Here is a 22,513-nt window from a genome sequence, read left to right as displayed (position 1 = left end):
CGCTGCGTGTCCGGGTTGAAGCGGATGACCTTCACGCGATCCGGCTGACCGATCTGCAGAGCTTCGGACGGGTGATTGATGCGCTTCCATGCGATGTCGGTGACATGCAGGAGGCCGTCGACGCCGCCGAGATCCACGAACGCACCGTAGTCGGTGATGTTCTTGACCACGCCGTCGAGGATCATGCCTTCCTTCAGGCCCTGGATCAGCTCGCTGCGCTGTTCTGCACGGGTCTCTTCAAGAACCGCACGACGCGAAACGACGATGTTGCCGCGAGCGCGGTCCATCTTCAGGATCTGGAACGGCTGCGGAACGCCCATCAGCGGGGTTACATCGCGAACCGGACGGATATCGACCTGACTGCCCGGAAGGAACGCCATGGCGCCGCCGAGATCAACCGTGAAGCCGCCCTTGACGCGACCGTAGATCGTGCCGTTGACGCGCTGGTTGGCCTCGAAAGCCTTCTCCAAGTTGGTCCATGCTTCCTCGCGGCGAGCCTTCTCGCGCGACAGAACGATGGAACCATCACGATCTTCGTAACGCTCGATGTACAGCTCGATGACATCGCCCGGCTTGACTTCCGGAGCAGCGCCCGGGGGGCCGAACTCGCGCAGGGCAACGCGGCCCTCGCTCTTCAGGCCAACGTCAACAATCGCGAAATCATCGGTCAGGCGGACAACGCAGCCCTTGACCACCGATCCTTCAAAGCCGCTGTCCTGCCCGAGTGTCTCGTCGAGCAGTGTCGCAAAATCCTCACCGCGAAAATGATCGGTGGCTGTCTGTGTGGCTGAAGCCATGTAGAAACTGTTTCCCTGTCAGGGTCGAAACCCCAACATGTCTGCGCTCTGCATACAGGATGCTGAACGACTTGCCCGTCGTGCCTGTGGCACCCACGGGCCTGCTTTCATTACGTATCGCCCGCGACCACCGCGCGCGACTGCGGATGAAAGACACTCCACCCCTGTTCTTGTCAAGAAAATAACGCTTTTCCCGGCCTACAAGACGGTCATCAGGGACATTACAGTAGCGTGAACGTCGCTTTTCGATACTGTGCGCGCCCGAATGATCTGCCTCCGGGCGCAAACCACACCAAGGAGACCGTGAATGCCGCGCTGGCGCTGGCTTCTGATCCAGATTACCCGCCGTCTGTGGTTCCGCGCCACGCTCATTGGTCTTGCCGGCGTTATCGTGGCGGCCTCTGGCATCGTCTTCCAGCGTTACATCCCGTGGGACATTCCGGGCACAATCGCTTCTTCCGCCGAAAACGACATTCTCAACATCATCGCATCCAGCATGCTGACCGTCACGACGTTCTCGCTGAGCGTGATGATCACGGCCTATGATTCCTCAACCAACGACGCTTCTCCCCGCGCCACCCGGCTGCTCATTGAGGACAGCACGACGCAGAATGTGCTCTCCACCTTCATCGGCTCGTTCCTGTTCAGTATCGTCGGCCTTATTCTTCTCAAGACAGGCCTTTACGGAGAGCATGGCCGGGTCATCCTCTTCGCCGTCACGATCGCCATCATCATTCTTATTGTGGTCATGCTGCTGCGATGGATCGACCACCTGACACGGCTCGGACGCGTCGGTGCGACCACGGCAAGAGTGGAGCAAGTTGCACGGCGGGCCATACAGGAGCGTCTGGACAATCCCTGGCTGGGTGGCGTTCCATTTGACGGTTCCGACATTCCATTCGGGTTCGTCGCCATACCGAGCGGCGATGTCGGTTATGTGCAGCATATCGACATGGACCGGCTCTCGGAATGCACGGAAGAAGGGCTCTACAGCGTCTATGTCAGCGCCCTGCCCGGCACCATGACGTTTCCAGACACACCGCTCGCCTGGGTTTCACCGTCAAGCGATGTTGAGAAAACCAACGCACTCATTGAAAATTTCCGAAAGGCCTTTTCCGTCGGAAACGAGAGAGACTTCGATCAGGACCCGCGTTTCGGCGTGACCGTTCTGGCGGAAATCGGCCTCCGTGCACTGTCCAGCGCCATCAATGATCCAGGTACGGTGCTCGATGTGCTGGGAAGAGAAACACGTCTCATGGCGCTCTGGTCCACAGCGCAGATGGAGCGCGCGGGCTACAAGCCAAGCTATCCGCACGTTCATGTTCCGGGCCTTCAGGACATGGATCTTTTTGATGACGCCTTTACCCTGATCTGCCGGGATAGCGCCCAACTGATCGAGATGCAGTTGCGTATCCAGAAATCCCTCCGCGCGCTTGCAGGCATGGGAAGCGAGAAATTCCGGGCAGCTGCCAGATTTTATGCGGACACAGCCCTACAGCGGGCCCATGAAAGTCTCAGTTCTCCCATCGACAAGGCGCGCTTGCAGGAACTGGTTGACAAAGAGGAGCAGCAGCATCCCTTTCCCTTACAGGCAAGCAAGGCTTTTTCTGCATAATGAACTTGTCCGTTCATCCACCGTTCTTCAAAACGCATTTCAGCATGGGTTTAAAAAAAGGATTTGCGATCTGTGACGCGGCAGACTCTTACGCAGGAAAAAGCGTTGTCGTGACGTATTCTCCCGCCTGCCTGAAACCCATCGCCATGTCAGCCGCTCTCCTGATGCTCACGGGGTGTTCTCTTCAGGGAGCACCGTCCTTTCCGCTTGTGGGCGCCTATTTCCCGGCATGGATGATGTGCGCCATCATCGGCATTCTGGCCGCCGTCGGATTTCGTGTGGCTTTTCTGGCTCTCGGGATTGATGCGATCCTGAGATTCCGGCTCTTTACTTACGTCTCTCTGGGCGTGCTCATGGCCCTGCTTGTATGGGCGCTGGTATTCGGACCCTGACCCATGCAAACCGCTACTCCTCCACCGAAAACCCGGAAAAACCGAAACAAACCGGGCATTGTGATCGCCGCCGTCTGCGTTACAGCCGCTATCCTGTTCGGGATTCACATCGCACATCAGGATACAGCGTATCCTTCTACTGACAGCGCCTCCATTGATGCCGAACTCGTGCATGTGGCTTCTGTCGTCGGAGGACGTCTGATCGAACTGCATGTGCAAGAAAACCAGCACGTTCATAAGGGCGATCTGCTTTACCGGATTGATCCGGAACCCTACCGATTGACGCTCAGGCAGGCTGAAGCGAGCGCGGCTCTGACCCAGGCCGAGGTCGAACATCAGGAACGTCTGGTGACCATCAAGACGGTCGAGGCGAGTTCGGCGCAGGATCAGGTCCATCGCGCAACCACCAACCGTGATCTGACAGCCCGCACGGTCCGACGCCTCGCTCCCCTCGCGCAGAATTCCTACATCCCCTTGCAGGAATACGATCAGGCGCAGGTAGCCGCCCGCAACGCGGAGATCTCACTGACGCAGGCGACCCAGCAGTCTGTCGCGGCCACGACTGCCATTGGCGATCTGAAAAGCTCCATCGCTGCCCGCGACGCCAGCACCGCCGCCCTCGCCCGCGTGCGCTACGAACTTGCCCAGACGGAGGTGAGAGCACCTGCGGACGGGTATGTCACCAGCCTGCGTGTGAAGACAGGCGAAGTGCTTGCCCCGACGCAGGCGCTGTTCACCCTGATCACGGACGATGAATGGCATGCCGTCGGCAACCTGCGCGAGACCGATCTGGCGACCGTCCATCCGGGCGACTGCGCCACGGTGTATTCCATGATCGATCGCACAAAGCCCATTCACGGCGTGGTGGACAGCATCGGCTATGGCGTCATGTCGCTGGATTCCGCAGGACTGGCGCGGGGGCTGCCTATTGTGCCTCGCCAGATGGACTGGGTGCATGTGGCGCAGAGATTCCCGGTCAGGGTCACGCTGGATCACACCGACCCCACCCTGCTCCGTGTCGGAGCCACGGCGACTTTTGAGATACGGCATGGCGCGTCCTGCCACTGACACCAGTTTCTCGTTGGGGAAACCCGGTCTCCTGCGTCTGTGGCGGATGGTCTGCAACCCGTCGCCGGGTCGTCAGGGTCACGCGCTGCGTATGGCCGCCGGATGCACGGTGACCGTGCTTGTTGGCGAGATCTGGCAGGTTCCGGACCTCGCTGTCCCTGCCCTCGTCACCATGGCGCTGTGGCAGAAGGACCGTGTGACCAACGCGCTGGCGGGCGTGGCGGTCAATATCCTCATCGTGCTGCTGCTGGCCTTTGTCTATCTCTGGATCCGGCTCACGCTGGATAACCCGATGGCGCTGACAGCCGCCATCGCTGGGCTGTCTTTCTGCTTCTTTTTTCTCGGATCAGCCAGCAAGCTCAAACCGGTCGCCTACATGCTCGGGCTCTGCGTTGTGTTCGGGCTGATTGCGATTGATCAGGTGCCGAACGGCGAACTCATCACCCGCGCCATTCTTTATGTCGATCTCTTCCTCGCCGTGCCCGGTCTGGTGATGCTGGTGATCGGTCTGCTGATCTGTCCATCACCCCGCACCATCGCCATGCAGGGGATTGCCGCCCGTCTGCGGATGAGCGCTGCCCTGCTTTCCGGTTCCGATGACATCACGCAGGAGCGCGCCACCGACCTGCTGCGCGAAGGAACTAGCGGCCTCCTCAAGTCCCTGAAAATGGCGCGACTGGAAAAGATCTGGGCACCGGAAGAACTGGCTCGTCTGGAACAGGCCGCCAACGCAAGTGAGGGGCTGCTTTCTCTGGCGCTGACAGACTGCCGCCCCGAAGAAGCTGCCACCCGTGAATCGTCGCTGTCTCTGATTGACGCACTGAACGCTGCCGCCGACCAGTTCGAAAAAGGCATCTGTCCGGAAAGCACCGCAAATCCGGCGCTGAATGATGGGCTGTCGTCTCATCAGGCGATGGCGAATATTCTCGAAATACTCACCGTTCTTCCTCCCGAAAAAACCGACGAAAAGGCCGACAAGGAAGAACCAAAGAGCGGCTTTTTCGCAGCGGACGCCTTCACCAATCCGGACCATACCCGCTTTGCCGTCAAAGGCACGGCAGCGGTCATGCTCAGCTATTTCATTTTCAGCATCCTGAACTGGCAGGGCATCCATACCTGCATCATTACCTGCTTCATCGTCGCCCAACCGACAATGGGTGAGATGATCTCCAAGCTCACGCTACGCATTGTCGGCGCGCTGATCGGCGGCGCGATCGGGATTGCCGCCATCATCTTCCTGATCCCGCACTTCAATGACATCACTTCGTTTCTCTGTCTGGTTTTCGTGGTTTCGTTGCTTGCTGCATGGATCAAGACGGGCGACGAGCGCATCGCCTATGCCGGATTTCAGATCGGCATCGCCTTTTATCTGACCGATCTGAAGGGGTATGGACCAACGACCGACATGGCCACGGCGCGTGATCGTATTCTGGGCATCATGCTGGGGAATTTCCTGACCTACGCCATGTTCACAAGCTTCTGGCCCAGCAGCGCCTTTGACGGCATCGACGCCCGCCTGAGAACCATCGTGCAACGGCTGGGAAAACAGCGGGACGCAGTGACGGAAGCAGATCGGCTCGCTCAGGCTGCCAGCGTGCAGGAAGCCGTCTCACTTGCCGAACGGCAGAGTGAATATGCCTTTGCGGAACCAGACCATATGCGCGCCGACATGGAGCATCTTGAACAGCTGGACGGTCTGTTTCACGAAGCCGAAACCATCAGCGCCGCACTGCTCGATCCCGCCGCTCGACCACACGCGGAAACCCGCCTCGCCCATCTGGAAAGCGTCATTTCATGAACAGTCGCGCCGTGTTCACCCTGCCCTGCATTGTTTTGCTGGCCGGATGCGCGACATCCGAGCTTGCGACTGCGCCCCAAAGCCCGGACAGACCTTGGGTCCCCACAACGTCCGAATCAGGCGCTATCATTCCTTCGGGTCAGGGAGACAGACACCCTCACCACGGTCTGGTTCTTCCTGAAGGCTTCACGCTTCCGGCCAACAAGGATGCCCTGCAACACGCCCAGTCTCCCGAGCTGATCGCACGGCAGGATCATCCCTACTCGCTGGCGGAACTGATTGATGTCGCCCAGTCGCGTAATCCCGAAACACGGCGCTCCTGGAATGCGGCCCGGGATGCAGCTCTTGCCGTCGGGATCACCAAAAGCATCTATCTTCCCCAACTGACGGCCACAGTGGTGGGTGGCTACAGCCATAGCCACACTTCCGATTCGAATGCGTCGATCAGCGATGCCGGGGCTGTCGGTGGTCTTATCAATAACGGGCTTGATAATCTCGATCGTTACACACGCAATAATGGCGGTGGCGGATCGGGCTCAGGAGAAGTCCAGACGCTTGGCATGCAGTGGCTTCTGTTTGACTTCGGAAAACGGGAGGCCAGCATCGAAGCCGCCAGACAGGTGCAGATCGCCTCGAATATCCTGTTCACAGCCGCCCATCAGAAGATCATCTATGGTGTCACGACCGCTTTCTACACCCATGCAGCGGCAGAGACCCGGCTCCGTCTTCTGAGGGAAGCCCTCGTCAACGCCCGTCACGTGCAGGCGGCTGCGGAAGCCCGCCTGAAGCAGGGACAGGGCACGATTGTCGATGTCACGCAGGCGCAGCAGATCACCTCGCAGGACGAATTGCGCGTCGTTCAGGCTGAGGGAGAAGTCGAGAATACCCGTCTGGCCCTGATGACGGCCATGGGCGTGTCTAGTCAGTCGCAGATCGACACCATGGATGTATCCGGTCGCACCCTGTCGCTTGATGACGGGCGACTGACGGACGAAATGGTCAAAACTGCCGTGTCGCGTCGGCCGGACGTCCTCGCGGCCTACGCAGCAGCGCGGGCTGCCGACAGCCGGGTTTCGGCGGCTAAAAGCGAGTTTCTCCCCAAGGTGTTCCTCTCCGGCAACGTCGCCTACACGACCGGACGCCTCGCCCTGTCGTCGGTGCCGGGTATCGGCAATGATTCGAATCCCACGCTGAACCTGTCCAGTAACCGTTTCAGCAGTCTGATCCTTGGCGGCATTTCGGTGCCGGTTTTCGATGGCGGGATGCGGGCGGCGTTTCTCAAGCAGGCGCAGAACCAGTCGGACAGCGCCAACGCCACCTTGCAGCAGACGGTCAACGAGGCTGTCCGGCAGGTCGTGGTCGCTGAAAACGCGGTCCATACCAGTCTGAGCGCCTACACCGCCTCCACCCGGCTGAAAACCGCCGCACAAACAAGCTTCAACGCGGCCTTTACGGCCTACCGAAGCGGCGTCGGCTCCATCACACAGGCGACGATTGCGCAGAATGGCCTGCTCGACGCCACAATCAGTCAGTCAGATGCCTACTTTGCCGCCCTGATCGCTGCGACGAGTCTGGCTTTTTCGACCGGCTCGCTTGGCGGTGCGTCCGCGACTGACGGCGCGGATTGATCACAAGAGATGACAATCCGTTACAATTGATCCTATAGGCTCATTCCCGAAGGTCTTTCCGTATCCGTAGCCGAAGGAGTAAACAGACCGCATGGTCAACCGTGCTTCTTTTCCGGACAGCCCTGCGCTGCAATCCGATGGATTGCTCTTCGCCGGGAGCACTCGTTCGGCTGACGTGTCTTTCGCCTCTCCGCCAGTCCGGCGCGTGAAGCATGAGGAACCGTCTGCCCAGTGCTGAGATTCACCACTCTTGATCGTTATACGATGCGCCAGCTTTTTCTGGCGCTCATCGCCACCACGGGTGGGCTGTCGGCGCTGATCTGGCTGACCCAGTCGCTGCGCTTCGTCTCGCTGGTGGTTGGGCGAGGCCTGTCGCTCCGGGTCTTTCTGGAGCTGACCAGCCTGATGGTGCCGTCCTTCGTCGCCGTGGTGCTGCCGATTACGACCTTTGTCGTCACGCTGTTCGTCTATCACCGCCTCTCGGGCGACCGGGAACTGACGGTGATGCAGGCGGCGGGTCTGTCGCCTTTCGCGCTTGCCCGACCGGGACTGATCTGTGCGACCGTCGCCATGGTTGTGACCTTTGTTCTCAATCTGTGGATCGTTCCGGCGTCCTATCACGAGTTCAAGCAGTATGAATTCCAGATCCGCAACAAGATGGCCGCCTTCATGTTGCAGGACGGTGTTTTCACCAAGGTATCCGATGCTCTGACGGTCTATGTGCGCGAACGTGGACATGACGGTTCGCTGAAAGGCATCATGATCGAGGATGACCGGGTCGCGAACAGCCGTGCGACGATCTTTGCCGAGAGAGGCACGATGCTCGTGGTCAATGACCAGCCGCGCGTTGTGCTCTATGACGGTTCCCGTCAGGAGATCGATCACCGGACCGGGCGGCTGACGATGCTGCTGTTTGATCGCAATACGATTGACCTCACGTCCAGCAAAAATCAGGAAAACCGGTCGCGTGACGCGTCCGAGATGTCCTTGTCCGAACTGCTGCATCCCGATCTGACGCAGATCAACATACGCGATCGAGGCAAGCTGGCCGTGGAGGGCTGGCGTCGTATCACCACCCCGTTCACGGCGTTTTCCTTCGCCATGATCGCCCTTGTCGCCATCCTGCGGGGCGCGTTCTCCCGACACGGCAACATCACCCGTCCTCTGGGCGCTATTCTGAGCGTTGTCGGACTGCTGGCGCTCAATCTGATGCTGCAAAATCTGGCGGGACGGAACATGGCCCTGATTCCTCTGATTCTGATCGAATCAATTGCCCCCGCCTTTATCTGCGCGGTTCTCCTGTTCGGTCCGGAAATCAAGGCTGGCCGTGAAACGGCCGCGATCATCCGGCAGACGCAGGAAGGCTGATCATGTTCTTCACGACCGTTCCGGTGACGCTGTCCATCTATATTGCGCGGCAGTTCATGTTTTCCGTCCTGTCGATGACGGCCTTCCTGACGGGCATTGTCTGCCTGTTCGACTTCATCGATCTGCTGCGTCGTGTCGCCACAAAGACAGACGTGCCGACCAGTCTGGTGACGGAAATCGCAGGGCTGCACATTCCGTATTTCTTCATGGAGATCATGCCGTTTGGTGTGCTGCTGGGCGGGATCATCTGCTTCTGGCGTCTGACACGCTCTTCCGAGCTGATCGTGGCCCGCGCCGCGGGTATTTCCGCATGGCAGTTTCTGGCGGCTCCCCTCGCCTGCGCGCTGGCGATGGGCGCGCTGACCACGGCTGCCGTATCGCCGCTATCCTCGATTATGTACTCCCGTGCAGAGGCGCTGGACGAGCAGTATCTGCGCTCAGGGGGCGGTCCCCTCACCATGGCCGGAGCATCGTTGTGGCTACGTCAGCTCGACACGGAGCTTGATCCGCATGGCGTGGCCATTCTGCATTCACGCGATACCCATCTCGACGGCGCACTCCTGACGATTCACGATATCAGCGTCTTCCGTCTGGATCATGAAGGGAATCTGATTCTCCGTATTGAAGCTCCCGCCGGGCATCTTGCTCCGGGGCATTGGGAGCTCAACAGGGCCAACGAACTTCATCCCTACGAATTACCCGGTCCGACCCGGACGATGACCCTGCCGACCGATCTCACCCTCAATCGCGTGCAGGAAAGCTTCGCATCGCCGGAAACCCTGTCGGTCTGGGCGCTGCCGAATTTCATAGCCATGCTGGACCGGTCAGGGTTTTCTTCGATTCGACACCGGTTACATTTTGAGTCTCTTCTGGCTCTTCCCATCCTCGCAGGAACCATGTCTCTCGTCGCCGCAGGCTTCTCCATGAGGCCTACGAGACGTGGAGGTGTTGCCAAAATGATCGGTTCCGGGGTCGGCGCAGGGTTTCTGCTCTTCACGGTCTCGAAAGTTGCTGAACAATTTGGTAACTCGGGAGCCTTGCCGCCTCTGCTTGCGGCTTGGGCACCGACAGGCGCAGGCCTCTGTCTGGCTGTCTCGCTCTTACTGCATCTGGAGGACGGCTGATTGCCCTTTCCCGCACCTCGTTCCGAGAGACAGCTTTCGCGTCGTTTGCGGCGCCTGAGGGCTGCCCTTATGCGGCGGTCGGGAAGAGCCAGTCAGCGCTGTGACACGGTTCATATCGGACAGCGTTTTCTGTGGATGAGCCTCGGCCTCGGGTCTGCCGCTGCTGCCTGCGGACTGTTCGGGCACAAGGCCTACGCGCAGTTCACACCGACCCCCATGCACTTCAATCCGGGCAGCAGCAATTCCGCGTCCAAGAATGAGCCGGCCACCTTTCAGGCGGATCATGTCAGTTACGATGATCATGCGGGCGTCGTGACATGGACGGGCAATGTGCAGGTCTGGCAGGCCGATCACATCCTGCGGGCTGACAAGATTACCTATGACCGCAACACGGGCATCATTGCCGCCAGCGGCAATGTCGCTTCCAGCCAGCCTGACGGTTCCGTTCTGTATTCTCACTATGCGGAATTGAGCGGCGACATGCGGGAAGGCATCATGACGCATGTGAATGCGACCATGGTGGACAATGCCAAACTGGCGGCCAACGGCATGCGGCGCACAGGCGGCAAGGTCAATGACCTGACCCGGGCCGTCTACACGGCCTGTGAAATCTGCGCGAAAGATCCGACACGCGCCCCATTCTGGCAGTTACGCTCCTATAGCGCGACGCAGGATCTCCAGCACCAGAACATCGACTTCCGTGACACCTATATGGATATCTACGGAATCCCGGTTTTCTACCTTCCCTATTTCTCCATGACCGATCCATCGGCCAAACGTCATAGTGGTTTCCTGATTCCCGGCGTCACGCCACATGACCGCTATCTGGGCACCTATTTCACCATCCCCTATTACTGGGTGATTGATGATTCTTCCGACCTGACAGTGAAAGGTCTCTTTTCAACCAAGACGGGTCCACAGATCAGCGCCCTGTATCGCAAGGCTTTCAATTTCGGTTCGCTGCGAATCATGGGAGGCCTTGCTGACGACACGCACAGGTCCAATGGCTATACAAACGGCTTTGGCGAATCTGTCGGCTCCGAGAACGATCACGGCGTGCAGGGCTATCTCTTTGGGCGCGGCATGTTCACGCTTACTCCTACATGGCGCGCCGGTTTCGATGGACGTATTGCAACGAGCGCCAACTATATGCGTGACTACCGTGTGTCAGGCTATGGTGGCGACACCCTCAATTCCACTGCATATGTTGAAGGCTTCGGGACGGGTGCCTACTCGAAGCTCGATGCACAGTTCTATCAGGGCCTGAACCGGGGTGTCATTCGCAACAACGAACTGCCGTTCGTGCTGCCGCATTACGAATACAGCCTTGTCAATCAGCCCGACATTCTCGGTGGCCGTCTGTCCGTCAATACCAACGATTTCTATGTCTATCGTACTCAGGGCACACGGGATCAGCGCGGTGAGGTTCAGGTAAACTGGGACCGTCCGTTCCGCAGCAGCTGGGGACAGAAGTTCCTTGTCACGGCGAGGCTGGACAGCATGCTCTATCATGCGTCGCAGCTCTATCAGCAGCCGAACTATTATAAATACATGAAGAGCACGACCGCCGGTCAGGTTGTGCCGACACTCGCAGTCAAGATGAACTGGCCGTTTGTCCGTCAGTTCATGAAGGGCCACGGCAGCCAGATTCTGGAACCGATCGTTCAGGCAATCTATGCTCCCAACCAGGGCGGAGGCGTTGACCGTCGCCTGCCCAATGAAGACAGTCTGAATTACGAATTCACGGATTCAACACTCTTCGCCCTGAACCGCTATCAGGGAACCGACCGGATTGACGGCGGGTTACGCGCCAATGTTGGCGTCCACGGCAACTGGACGTGGAACGGACATGTGGTGGATGTTCTGGTCGGTGAAAGCTTCCAGGAGCATGTTCAGCACGACCGCCTGCCCTATTCCGGTCTTAATCATCATCTGTCCGATGTGGTGGGCCGGGCGCGCATCGATCCGATCCGTCACCTCAGCCTCACGGGACGAACACGGATTGATCCTTACTCCGGACGCGTTGATTTTGCCGATGCGCTCTTTAACGTCAGCATGCCCTACGTCAATTTTTTCGGTGGATATGTCCGGGAACCGGTTACACCGTACTACTATTACGTGAACGATTTCCGGAATGGTGGCTCGCCGCCCTCGCTCTATTATGCGCCCATGAACGAGCTGAGTGGTGGCGCTTCCGCGACCTGGCGGAACTGGCACGGCTCGTTTTTTGTACGACGGGCGCTGTCGCGACACAAATTCTCTTCTGTCGGCGGCAATATCGGCTACATGAATGACTGCTTCGGGTTCGATCTTATGTATCTGAAACAGTACACAAAAATTGGTGGTCAGCGGCGTTACTCAACGGTTCTGTTCACTCTGACACTCAAGACAATCGGTGCCTTCGGCATCAAATAAATCATGAACCTTCTGCGGGATCGTTCGGGTCCACTTCAAAAATTCATGCGATTGGATAACAATGCCTTTTCCAATCGATCAGGTGAGAGACCAAGCTGTATGCGACTGAGCCTTTCCGTGACAGGTTCCGCCCTGGCCCTCGTAGTCGCGCTGGGTTCTGTCACCAGTCTGATAGCCGCCCCGTCAGCTCAGGCAGCGAACCTGCGGCATCATCATCAGCCGCAGACACCGCAGGATGATGCGGATACTGCTGCTCCTGCACAGGAAGAGACCAGCACGGCCAAGGACTCTGATGCCACGCAACTGGAACCTCTGGGCAACAAGCAGGACACCATCATCGCCGTCATCAACGGCCAGCCGCTGACCCAGCGCGACGTTGATAACCGCGGGCGTCTGTTCGTGCTCTCCACCGGCTTGCCGCTCAGCGAAGACATCATGCAGCGTCTGCGACCGCAGATCATACGCCAGCTGATCGACGAACGTCTGCGCACGCAGGAAATCCTCTCCCGTCACATCAATGTCTCCCCGGAGCAGATTGCCGAGGCAATCTCCAACATTGAGCGACGCAACGGCATGGAGCCCAACACGCTCCGCAACCGACTGGCCCAGGACGGGGTCTCCCTGACGACACTGATCGACCAGATCCGTGTACAGATCGGCTGGATGCAGGTTCTTCGTCAGGAGCTGGGCGCCAAGGCTCGCATGACCTCGCTTGAAATCGCCCAGCGACAGGAAGCCCTGAGCCGGCAGCAGGGCCGGCCTGAGTATCTTATCAGCGAGATCTTTGTGCCTGTTGCCGATCCACGGCACAGCGAAAATGAGCTGAAATTCACCGAGACCATCATTCAGGAACTGCGGCGCGGCGCGCCCTTCCCGATTGTCGCGGCGCAGTTCTCGCAGGCGCAGAGTGCGCTTGATGGCGGGTCGATGGGCTGGGTTCAGGAAGACAGTCTTGACCCGGAAGTCGTGGCGATGGTGCGTCAGATGCCGGAAGATGCGATTTCAAATCCCATCAAGGTCGCCGGTGGCTATGTCATCGCAACGGTTCTGGGCAAACGGATCATAGGACACCAACCCGGAACACTGCTTGACGCCCGACAGGCGTTCCTTCCGTTCTCAACACCGCTTAATCCACAGGCTCCTACGGACCAACAGCGCCAGACGCTGGAAAAAGCCGTGCGGCTCACCCAGACGGCTCATTCCTGTGACGAACTCACAGCAGCCAATAAACAGTTTGGCGAAGTGCGTCCCTCCAATCCGGGCGAACTCCAGCTTGAGCGGCTGAATCCCCAGATGCAGCAGATCCTGTCCGGCCTGCCAATCGGCAGACCCACCCGTCCGCTGGTGTCTCAGGAAGGTATCGATATCCTGATGGTCTGCGGCAAGAAGACCAAGAACTTCGCTGATCGTTCGCCGAGTGAAATCGCGGATCAGTTGCTGAATGAGCGTGTTGAACAGACTGCCCGCCAGCTTGATCGTGATCTGCACCGCCGGGCCGTCATCGACATGCGCGTGGCGACGGCACCCTGATCAGTGGCAAATCCCTCTTCCCGGGAGCCGCTGGCCTCCGTTATCAACCGCCACAATCTGGCGGCCCGTCACTCGCTGGGCCAGCACTTCCTGCTCGATCCCGGCATCACCGAGCGGATTGTTGAACTGTCCGGCCCCCTTCAGGGCCGCCATGTCGTGGAAGTCGGCCCTGGTCCGGGTGGACTGACACGGGCGCTGCTGGACAGTCCGGCTGCTTCCATCGCTGCCGTTGAAGTCGATTCCCGCGCAATCGGCGTTATCGAAGAGCTGGTTGCGGAAGCTCCCGACCGGCTGAAACTCGTTCAGGCCGACGCGACCTCGCTGGATCTCACGACGCTTTGCCCGGCTCCTCGCCGGATTGTGGCGAACCTTCCCTACAATGTCGCCACCCCTCTTCTGATTGGCTGGCTGCGACAGGCGGCACAGTGGGAGCGACTGACGCTGATGTTCCAGCTTGAGGTCGCCGAACGGATCTGCGCAGAACCGGGAAGCGAGCATTACGGACGACTGGGGGTCATCTCCCAGTGGTGCGCGACCTGTTCACAGGTCATGCGCCTCCCGCCGGGCGCTTTTTCACCGCCCCCGAAAGTCTGGTCGTCTGTCGTGGAAATCACCCCGCATGATGATCAGCCTTCTCCTGAACTGTTCCGGGCCATGGAAAGTGTGACGGCAGCGGCTTTTGGTCAGCGGCGCAAGATGCTGCGTGGCTCGCTCAAAGGAATAGGTGGAAAACGCCTCCTACAGGCTGCCGAGATTGATGGCTCCCGTCGTGCGGAAACGCTGAATATCGCTGAATTCGATCGCCTTGCGCGCTGCTTTCTGGAAACAGCACCGTCTGGGAAACGCTGATCGCAACAACGTCTGTTGCATTTGACCAGATGACGGAGGGATGCTTGTCGCCAGTATCATGGCGGGAGAAAGCCTGTGTCTTTCTGGTTCAATAAAAAACCGAAAATCGTCATCGCCCATTCATCGTTCGACATCAAATCACTGGTGGATGAATGGGCTGAGCCAACTGACTGTGTCTGGGCAAAAAACAAGACAGAACTCGTCCCGGCACTGACCGAGGCGGACATTCTGGTGACGATGACGCTGTGGGAGCCCCGTTATCTGGCTCTTGCACCACAATTGAAGCTTCTCCAGACCATGACGTCTGGCGTCGAGCAGTACGATACGGAAGCCTTTCGGGCACATGGCGTTCATCTGGCGAGTGCGCGGGGTGTGAACGCCAACGCCGTCGCCGAACACGCCATTGCCCTGATGTTCAGTCATGCCCGCAGATTGTGGGAGGCGCGAGATGACCAGCGTCAGTCCTTCTGGCGCAAGCTCACCCGCGACCGGAGCGAGCGGCGTCATGAAATCGCCGGAACCCATGTGGTAATTGTCGGATTTGGAGCCATTGGCGCAAGACTGGCGACTGTGTGCCTTGCGCTTGGGCAGACCGTCACTGTTGTTCGGAAAAACATGACCGCCGATTCAGGATTGACCATCACCACCGTCAGTGACGATCAGCTTCCACAGGCTGTTGAAAAGGCGGATTACGTAATCCTCGCCTGCCCCGCGACACCGGAAACCCGAGGGCTGGTGAATGGAAGCCTGCTCAAGCGTATGAAGCCTACAGCCTGCCTGATCAATGTCGCTCGCGGTTCAGTTGTTGTGGAAGCTGATCTGATCGAAGCTCTGCAACGGGGACAGATTGGCATGGCCGCTCTGGACACATTCGAGCAGGAACCCCTCCCCGAAACATCACCGCTCTGGTCCATACCGAATATCCTGATCACACCGCATTGCGCTGGCGATACTGTGGCTTATGAAAGCCGAGTAGCGGACATTCTGCATGAAAACGTCAGACGACTGGCGGAAGGAAAATCCCTCATCAACCAGATTGTCTGACGAAAAAAGGCTTTGCTCCACTTTCAGGAGCAAAGCCTGCAAGACCTCAATCCTTGAGGAACGGGGTGCCTTCGTGGGCTACAAGGAAGTCGTGCATGTCTGTCGCATGCTCTTCTTCCTGAGCCAGAATCTTTTCCAGCATGATCCGTGTCGTCGGATCCTTGTCTCCGAAATAGCGGACCAGCTCGCGGTAGTGCTCAACCGCGATCCGCTCAGCGACCAGGTTCTGCTTGATCATATCAACCAGATTACCCGGGTGACCATATTCCGCAGCAGAGCGTGTCGTCAGTCCGGCAGGATTCATGTCGGGAACACCGCCGAGCTGGTCAATCCGCTCAGCCGCCCACAGCATGTGCGTCTGTTCTTCCTGAGCATGCTTGGAGAATTCAGCCGCAACGCTCTCGCTATTAATGCCTGAGGCAGCAATCGCATTCATCTGATAGCGCAGGGTACAAACGATTTCCGTTGCAACGACAGTCTGGAGCAACTCGATCGTTTTCTCGACATTACCCTCGTAAGCTGGCGTTACAGCTCCATCGCCGATCGATTTCTTCGCGCGTTCACGTAGTGTCTCGATATCGGTGAGGAACGTGTTTTCTTTTTCGAGTGTTGCTGTTGCCATGATCTTCATTCCTCCTTCTGTTCTGTCCCAACGAGGCGAAAGAGGAATGGTTTCAAATTATGTCAGCGCCGCTCGTTCTGCTCGGCTCTGACTTCCGCCAGCCGTGCCGAGCGAAATCCTGTCGCCACGACGTATAACTCACTGGAATCCTTACGGCTCGCAGGTGGTTTGACGTGACGTACGGAAGCGAAAAGTTTTTTCATCGGCTCAAGCATCTGCTTCTCTGAACCGCCCTGAAAGACTTTGGCGATAAAGCCGCCACCTTCCGCGAGAACATCGAAGGCAAAATCCAATGCCCCTTCCGCAAGACCGATGATCCGCATGTGATCCGTTGGAGCGTGCCCCGTCGTATTTGGGGCCATATCGGACAGAACGAGATCAGCTTTCCCACCAAGCATTTCGATCAGACGATCAGGAAGCTCTGGGTCAGTGAAATCGCCCTCGATAATTTCCGCACCGGCGACAGGATCAACCGGCAGCAGATCGACACCGATCACATGCGAAGCGCCGCGTTTCACCGCGACCTGTGTCCAGCCGCCCGGAGCCGCGCCGAGATCCACCACGCGCTGACCGGGCTTGATCAGGTGAAAACGGTCGTCAATTTCAATCAGCTTGAATGCGGCGCGGGACCGCCATCCCTGCTTATGGGCAGCAGCCACATAGGGGTCATTGAGCTGACGGGCCAGCCAGCGCTGCTGCGCCGTTGTTTTCTTTCGGGTGTTCTTCAGGGTTACGGTTTTGGAGCGGACCGAACGGGCAGCCAGACTGTCAGATTCGTTGTTCTTGCCGCCGGGAGTGGCCGTCACCCTGATGGCGCGACGGCCCGGCACACGCGTTGCCTGAGCGGAAGCAGGCTTGCTGGGGCCTGATGGTGGAGTTTTCGATGTCACGTCTGACTGTACTTTACTGGTTGGATCGACTGAAACTTCAGTCAGGTGTGGCCTGACGCCCATCGGAACGGGGAACATGCGGCCAGGTTCGGCCAGCATGCAGGCCGTTTTTCTCCTCGCGCATCATACGCAGAAGCAACCCGTCTCGCAGTCCCCGATCTGCCACCACGACACTGGTGGACCAAAGCGACAGAAACGCATCGAAAATAGCACAACCGGGCATGACATAGGTGGCCCGTTCTGAGCCGATGCAGGGATGCACACGCATTCCGTCCATCCCCATGCGATGGAGACGGCCAATGGCGCGTCTGGCGCTGTCCGGCTGTAGGCGATACCCGTCTACTGCCTGACGGATATAACGGGGCAGATCAAGATCGAGACTGGCCAGCGTTGTGACTGTGCCACTCGTTCCCACAACCCGCACACGGTCCTCCGCGATATAGCGGCAGATCTGATGTGTCTCTTCGAATGCTTCCAGCCTCTCCCTGACCATCTCAACCATTGCCCGATAGGTGCCCGGTCGCCGATGAGGAAACTGCTCAGCAAGCGTGATGACACCAATCGGTAGGCTGATATAGCCTGCGAGCGTATGTTTCCGGGTTGCCTGATCCAGTTGCATCCATGCGATTTCTGTCGATCCGCCGCCAACATCCAGCAGAAGGCCCCAGTCCTGCTCGGATTGAGGTTCTCTCGCAGGAGTTACCGGGTGTTTCCACACAGGATCAAAAAGAAGAGCCGAGCAACTCTCGACAGCTAGTTCTGCTTCTTCCTTGCCGGAAATGATCTCGAATTCGAAACCGGTTTCCTGCCGGATCCGTTCGACAAACGCCAGACCATTACGCGCACGACGGCAGGCTTCCGTCGCTACAGCCCGCAGACGGATCGGACGATGACGTCCGAGCCTGCCCACGCATGTATGCAGCGCTTCAAGAGTGCGGTTCATGGCGGCGGCATTCAATTCACCTGTCCGCTGCAACCCTTCGCCGAGACGAACAATACGACTGTAGCTGTCGAGCACACGAAAGCCGCCTTCCGTACGAGAGGCAACCATCAGGCGGCAATTGTTGGTCCCCAGATCCAGCGCAGCACAGGAGCCTCCCTGCCCCCATCCATCAGAGCGGTCCTGTTGGCCCTTCCCCTCTTTTATCAGCGGAGATGGCAGTGCAACGACCGGCGAGGCTGTCCCGACAAGCGGGTTCGGCAAGCTCCCAGCCAAGCGGGCACTGACAGAAACGCCTGTGGTTCTGTCAGAGTTGGTCGGAGCAGGAAAAAGTGGCGCTGGAGAAAGAGTATCGAGCGCCTTCTGGCTTCGGAGCCAGGCGCCTGTCAGGTCCATCGTCTGGTTCCTTTTTTGTGATAAAGGTTGATGCAAATTTAAGACACTATTTCAGCAAACACGCCGTTCCGGCAAGCAAAAATTTTTCGTACTCTATAAAATCGAGAAAAGGGGTTGTGCCACAAAAAATGCGGTGCTATTAGCCCGCTCACACCGACGGAACGCGGTTTACGCCAAGTTCTGATCCCTGCTGGGGGATAGTTTAGCGGTAGAACTACCGGCTCTGACCCGGTCAGCCCTGGTTCGAATCCAGGTCCCCCAGCCAAATAAAATCTCTTCAAAATTTAAAATAAAATAGTCGAAAAGATTTCCTGTCTTTTGACTGGACTGTCGCCTGATATGTGTCGACATGTCTGCCCTGACACTTGGAAAACTGTCGCCTCTTCGAACGAGGCTGGTCCCAGTTTTTTTACGGACGAGATCGGTAAATCCGCCTGCCATCAAGAGCGTCGAAGAAAAAGAAATCAGACGTCTGTTCCGATAACAGGAACCCCACCCGCCTGAACCAGTTTTTCATGGCGCTGCAATCGCAACGACTGTCAGTGAAATGAACCGGTTTCCCGCATTGGTGCGATGCTCCCGATCCATAAATCCGGCAATAGACATGATCCGTCAAAAACCGAATACGGGTCGATGAGCTACCACCCATCGACCCGTATTCGGGAATTATCATTCTTGAAAAATGACATAGATTAGAGAAAGTCTATCTGTCCGTTAAAGTTTTCAGGAATGCAATGATCGCGACACGTTCATCCTCGGTCATTGCTGGTTTTTCACCGACCTTACGATCAAATGGCGCATCCAGTGTGTCGAGGTTCTGACGATATTTATCTGGAATATCGTTATATTTCTGAACTTTTTTATTTTTCCCTACTGGATAAAACTTCGAAGGCTCCAGATCACGCAAGGCATAGAAATCCAGAACATCCTCAAGGGAATGGAAGACTCCATTGTGAAAAAACACATGACGTGTTGCGGAGTTTCGCAAAGTCGGTGTCGCAAACATGCTGCAATACAGACTGAGTGACGTTCGGCCATCCGGCTGACGATCGCACACACCCAGATCAAAATAGGCAGGATCGTGATTCATCGCGATCTGCATGTTTCTTGGAGCACCTAGCGCTTCATACTGATGGTCTGTGAAGACTGGCGGTAAGCGGTTTCCTGACACTGTGTCGACGTGGCAGGCCGCACAATTCCCTTTTTGCGGGTCATTGAACGCCAGATAGCCCGCGCGCTCAATCGGCGTGAAGTTCTCCTTGCCTTCAAGCCATCCATCAAACTTGCTGTTATATCGGTGAAAGGCAGGATCTTCGATCTGGTACCGTGCGAGAGCAAACATCGCTTCGGCCAGAAGAAATTCAGGAGACGCCTGGCCTGCAATTCCTGCCAACTGCTTAAGATCGGCTGTATAGGGTGCGCTGCTAATGCGTTCGATCACCTTTTGCGGTGACGAGGCCATTTCGGCAGGATCATAAAGAGGACCAAGCACCTGTTGTTGCAAGGTATCAGCACGCCCATCCCAGAAAAGTCCCCCCTGCGGCACAAGGTTTCCAGCAGATGCAGCGTTATTGGTGGCACTTTTACCACCACGCTCAGCACCGCCCACATTGGCGACGATAGCAGGAGCCGCCTCGCTGGTCGGATCATCCAGACCAATACTGAAGTTTGGACGTCGTTCAGAATAGGTCAGTGTTGGAACAGCCCGCCTACCCTGCTTGTTCAGTTGCATCCCACCGGAAAAAACCGGGGAATCTCCTGAAGGCGCATAATGGTTTGTCGGCTCATGACATGAAGCGCAGGAAAGCTTTCCAGAACCGGACAGAAGCGGATCATTGAATATCTTCTTTCCGATCAAGGCCATTTGCGAAAGAGGCTGCACCTTGGGCTTCAGCAACTCCACGGGACATGGATTGCTGCCGTCCGGCGCAGGCAGGCAGGAACCTGTCCCGGACTGAGCCAGGACAGGTGTTGCCCACAAAAGTGTAAGCAAACTGATGCAGCCCAGAACGGGCTGCATCGAACGCGAGAGATTAGACATACTGGGACAGGAACGACCAGATTGCAGCCAGAAGGCCTGAAAGACCGCTATTTGAAGAGCTCTGGTTGGAGGAAGAGTTGTTGCTGCTTCCACCGAACGGAGAGTCATCACTATGAGACGATGAACCGTTGTGACCATTGCCCGAGATCTGTCCCGAACGGATGTCACCGGTATCCGGATCAAGAATCAGCTGATCCGTGTTCGAACGACGGTTGAAGTCGAACAGATCGTCGATCTTGCCCGCCGTGGCGTCGAATGATCCCTGCCCAAGACGCTTACCGCCCAGCCAGTTATCTTCGATAAAGCGAACAATGGAAGCCTGCGTCACGAGAGTGTGGCTGACATAGTTGCTTTTCGCGTAGGGAGAAATCGCAATCAGAGGAACACGCGTTCCCGGTCCGCAACGACCGTTGACAGCCTTGCCTTCAACACCTTTCGGCGCCGTGCCCGAACCGCAGACGCCCGCGCCGTTTAGCTGGTCAGCCGAGGAGTCAAACGAACCATGTGTCGGAGCAACATAAGCGTGATCATACCAGCCGTCTGAGTCGTCATAAGCGATCAGGATAGCGGTATCTTTCCACTCAGGCAGCTTCTGAAGGAGGTTGACCACATCGACCACACCAACCTGCTCATCAAGCGGATCGGAATATCCGGCGTGACCGTCCTGATAGGCCGGCAGTTTGACGAAAGAAACGGCCGGAAGATTGCCCTCTTTGGCAGTCTTGTAGAAGTCCTTCAGATCGTATTCGTGGTTAGCCGGATCCTTCTTGGAAGTTCCCGGAATATAGGTGTAACCAATCGACTTGACGGAGTGCGGACGAGCGTGTGTCGGGTTGGACGTGCTCTCGTAATACTGGAACCAGTTATGATGCGGGATGTAATCCGCAACATTTTCCGACACGATGGTGGAGTAGGTCGTCCGCTTACAGCCGGTCGATCCATCCGTGTTGCTCAGGGTCAGGTCGAAACCACCCATGAAGCCGCCCCAGGTGATGCCGCGCTCATTGAGCAGGTCACCGATGTTGCGGCCCGTCATCATGCCCTGATTGGTCGTGGATGAGCAGGCGTCATAACCCGGATCGATGTCATTGATCATCGTCCAGCCGCCCTGACCGTCAGAGATATAGGCGGAAGATTTCTCTTTTGTGGAAGGGTTCTGCGTGGTCGCAATCAGCTTCAGGCCATTGGTCTGGCCGGACACGACTTCCAGCGCACCCGGTGTTGACGGACCGTAAGTGTCGGTGAAAGCGTTATCGCTCATGGAGAAGCGCTGAGCATAACGCCAGTAAGCGGTGACGGTGTTGCCGTCGTAATAACCCAAAACCTGACCTTTGGTGCCAAACGCGCCAACGCCGCCGGACGAACCGGAACCGGTATAGAGCGGGAACAGATCCATGGCACCGTTGTTATAGGCCATCTGCTCGGCCGTATAAGCGTGGTTCTGATCGGCCGTGCTGGCCTGTGTGCGATCCAGACGGAAAGGAAGCGCCGCACCAGTGCCATTGGCTGTGTTGGTGTTGGGGTTCTGCTGCAGCAGGTTGCTGGTCTGCAGATTGTTCACCGAAGGCGTACCGCGTTGGGCACGGAAGCTCGGCTCACCGGTCGGATTGGTTGCCTTGGGGTATGTTGCGAAATAATGATCGAAGGAGACGTTCTCCTGATAGATCACAACAAGATGCTTGATGGGGGTTCTTGTCTGGGACGTATTCCCGAAAGAGCTGGACTGCTGCTGACCGCCAGACCAGATGTTCCAGTCACTTGCGTGGCCGGACACGGGGGAAAAGACAGACAGAGACAGCAGAGTTGAGAGTGCAAGCCGCGTGCGCTTTACAAACACGTCACGGAACCTTTCTTTTCGCACGGTATGACCGGTTATCGAAGACATCTGGCTCACCTGAATACCACTCCGATTGACCGGCCCCGGCTGGGGTGGTGGAAACAGGGCGTTAAGTAAATGAAAGAATTTTCATGTAGTGTTATCATTTTGTGAAAGACA

The 22,513-nt window shown here is 57.5% G+C and carries 17 protein-coding genes and 1 tRNA gene; 12 read left to right on the top strand and 6 right to left on the bottom strand.

Annotated elements, in window-relative coordinates; all coding sequences use genetic code 11:
* Positions 1-797 (bottom strand): S1 RNA-binding domain-containing protein (locus tag B3759_RS04680; RefSeq protein WP_291364091.1); only part of this gene is annotated, 797 nt, incomplete at its 3' end.
* A 307-nt stretch (positions 798-1,104) separates the two neighbouring features.
* On the opposite strand from B3759_RS04680, the gene B3759_RS04675 reads away from it, so the two are divergent.
* From B3759_RS04675 to B3759_RS04625, 11 genes are all read left to right on the top strand, one after another.
* Positions 1,105-2,412: a DUF2254 domain-containing protein gene (locus tag B3759_RS04675; RefSeq protein ID WP_291364089.1), complete on the top strand. Its 1,308-nt coding sequence runs from the start codon at positions 1,105-1,107 to the stop codon at positions 2,410-2,412.
* A 110-nt stretch (positions 2,413-2,522) separates the two neighbouring features.
* Entirely contained in the window at positions 2,523-2,804 is a 282-nt protein-coding gene (locus tag B3759_RS04670) for a YtcA family lipoprotein (RefSeq protein ID WP_291364087.1), read from the top strand.
* Between the two features lie 3 nt (positions 2,805-2,807).
* Positions 2,808-3,872, top strand: coding sequence for a multidrug transporter subunit MdtN (gene mdtN / locus B3759_RS04665; protein ID WP_291364085.1), 1,065 nt, complete (start codon positions 2,808-2,810; stop codon positions 3,870-3,872).
* Positions 3,853-5,670: an FUSC family protein gene (locus B3759_RS04660; protein WP_291364083.1), complete on the top strand. Its 1,818-nt coding sequence runs from the start codon at positions 3,853-3,855 to the stop codon at positions 5,668-5,670. The genes mdtN and B3759_RS04660 overlap by 20 nt, the downstream gene beginning before the upstream one ends.
* The gene (locus tag B3759_RS04655) at positions 5,667-7,298 is read left to right on the top strand and encodes a TolC family protein (RefSeq protein ID WP_291364081.1); all 1,632 of its coding nucleotides are present in this window, start codon (positions 5,667-5,669) and stop codon (positions 7,296-7,298) included. The genes B3759_RS04660 and B3759_RS04655 overlap by 4 nt, the downstream gene beginning before the upstream one ends.
* A gap of 231 nt (positions 7,299-7,529) precedes the next feature.
* Positions 7,530-8,666, top strand: coding sequence for an LPS export ABC transporter permease LptF (gene lptF / locus B3759_RS04650; protein WP_291364079.1), 1,137 nt, complete (start codon positions 7,530-7,532; stop codon positions 8,664-8,666).
* A gap of 2 nt (positions 8,667-8,668) precedes the next feature.
* On the top strand, positions 8,669-9,790 hold the full coding sequence (lptG, locus tag B3759_RS04645) for an LPS export ABC transporter permease LptG (protein ID WP_291364077.1): 1,122 nt from the start codon (positions 8,669-8,671) through the stop codon (positions 9,788-9,790).
* Positions 9,791-9,925: 135 nt separating this feature from the next.
* Positions 9,926-12,205, top strand: coding sequence for an LPS-assembly protein LptD (locus tag B3759_RS04640; RefSeq protein ID WP_291364075.1), 2,280 nt, complete (start codon positions 9,926-9,928; stop codon positions 12,203-12,205).
* Positions 12,206-12,304: 99 nt separating this feature from the next.
* Positions 12,305-13,735 carry a peptidylprolyl isomerase gene (locus B3759_RS04635; protein ID WP_291364073.1) on the top strand — a complete coding sequence of 477 codons (1,431 nt, stop codon included), beginning with the start codon at positions 12,305-12,307 and terminating at the stop codon, positions 13,733-13,735.
* A gap of 3 nt (positions 13,736-13,738) precedes the next feature.
* Positions 13,739-14,584, top strand: a complete 846-nt coding sequence (gene rsmA / locus B3759_RS04630) for a 16S rRNA (adenine(1518)-N(6)/adenine(1519)-N(6))-dimethyltransferase RsmA (RefSeq protein WP_291364071.1) — start codon at positions 13,739-13,741, stop codon at positions 14,582-14,584.
* A gap of 75 nt (positions 14,585-14,659) precedes the next feature.
* Positions 14,660-15,628 carry a D-2-hydroxyacid dehydrogenase gene (locus B3759_RS04625; RefSeq protein WP_291364069.1) on the top strand — a complete coding sequence of 323 codons (969 nt, stop codon included), beginning with the start codon at positions 14,660-14,662 and terminating at the stop codon, positions 15,626-15,628.
* Positions 15,629-15,674: 46 nt separating this feature from the next.
* On the opposite strand, the gene B3759_RS04620 is transcribed toward B3759_RS04625, so the two are convergent.
* The 3 genes from B3759_RS04620 to B3759_RS04610 form a co-directional block, all read right to left on the bottom strand.
* On the bottom strand, positions 15,675-16,250 hold the full coding sequence (locus tag B3759_RS04620) for a ferritin-like domain-containing protein (protein WP_291364067.1): 576 nt from the start codon (positions 16,248-16,250) through the stop codon (positions 15,675-15,677).
* Between the two features lie 62 nt (positions 16,251-16,312).
* Positions 16,313-17,239, bottom strand: coding sequence for an RlmE family RNA methyltransferase (locus B3759_RS04615; RefSeq protein ID WP_291364065.1), 927 nt, complete (start codon positions 17,237-17,239; stop codon positions 16,313-16,315).
* Positions 17,178-18,476, bottom strand: coding sequence for a Ppx/GppA phosphatase family protein (locus B3759_RS04610; RefSeq protein WP_291364063.1), 1,299 nt, complete (start codon positions 18,474-18,476; stop codon positions 17,178-17,180). The genes B3759_RS04615 and B3759_RS04610 overlap by 62 nt, the downstream gene beginning before the upstream one ends.
* Before the next feature lie 191 nt (positions 18,477-18,667).
* Between B3759_RS04610 and B3759_RS04605 the strand changes: the two genes are divergently transcribed.
* Positions 18,668-18,741 (top strand) — tRNA-Gln (locus tag B3759_RS04605).
* 438 nt (positions 18,742-19,179) lie between these two features.
* Here B3759_RS04605 and B3759_RS04600 read toward each other — a convergent pair.
* Positions 19,180-20,517: a cytochrome-c peroxidase gene (locus tag B3759_RS04600; protein WP_408736446.1), complete on the bottom strand. Its 1,338-nt coding sequence runs from the start codon at positions 20,515-20,517 to the stop codon at positions 19,180-19,182.
* Positions 20,510-22,402, bottom strand: a complete 1,893-nt coding sequence (locus B3759_RS04595) for a phospholipase C (protein ID WP_291364061.1) — start codon at positions 22,400-22,402, stop codon at positions 20,510-20,512. Before B3759_RS04595 ends, B3759_RS04600 begins: the two co-directional genes overlap by 8 nt.
* Positions 22,403-22,513 lie beyond the last annotated feature (111 nt).

Origin of the sequence: Acetobacter sp. UBA5411 (genome assembly GCF_002409645.1) — a bacterium.
GTDB lineage: Bacteria > Pseudomonadota > Alphaproteobacteria > Acetobacterales > Acetobacteraceae > Acetobacter.
This window is presented reverse-complemented; position numbering and strand designations above follow the sequence as displayed.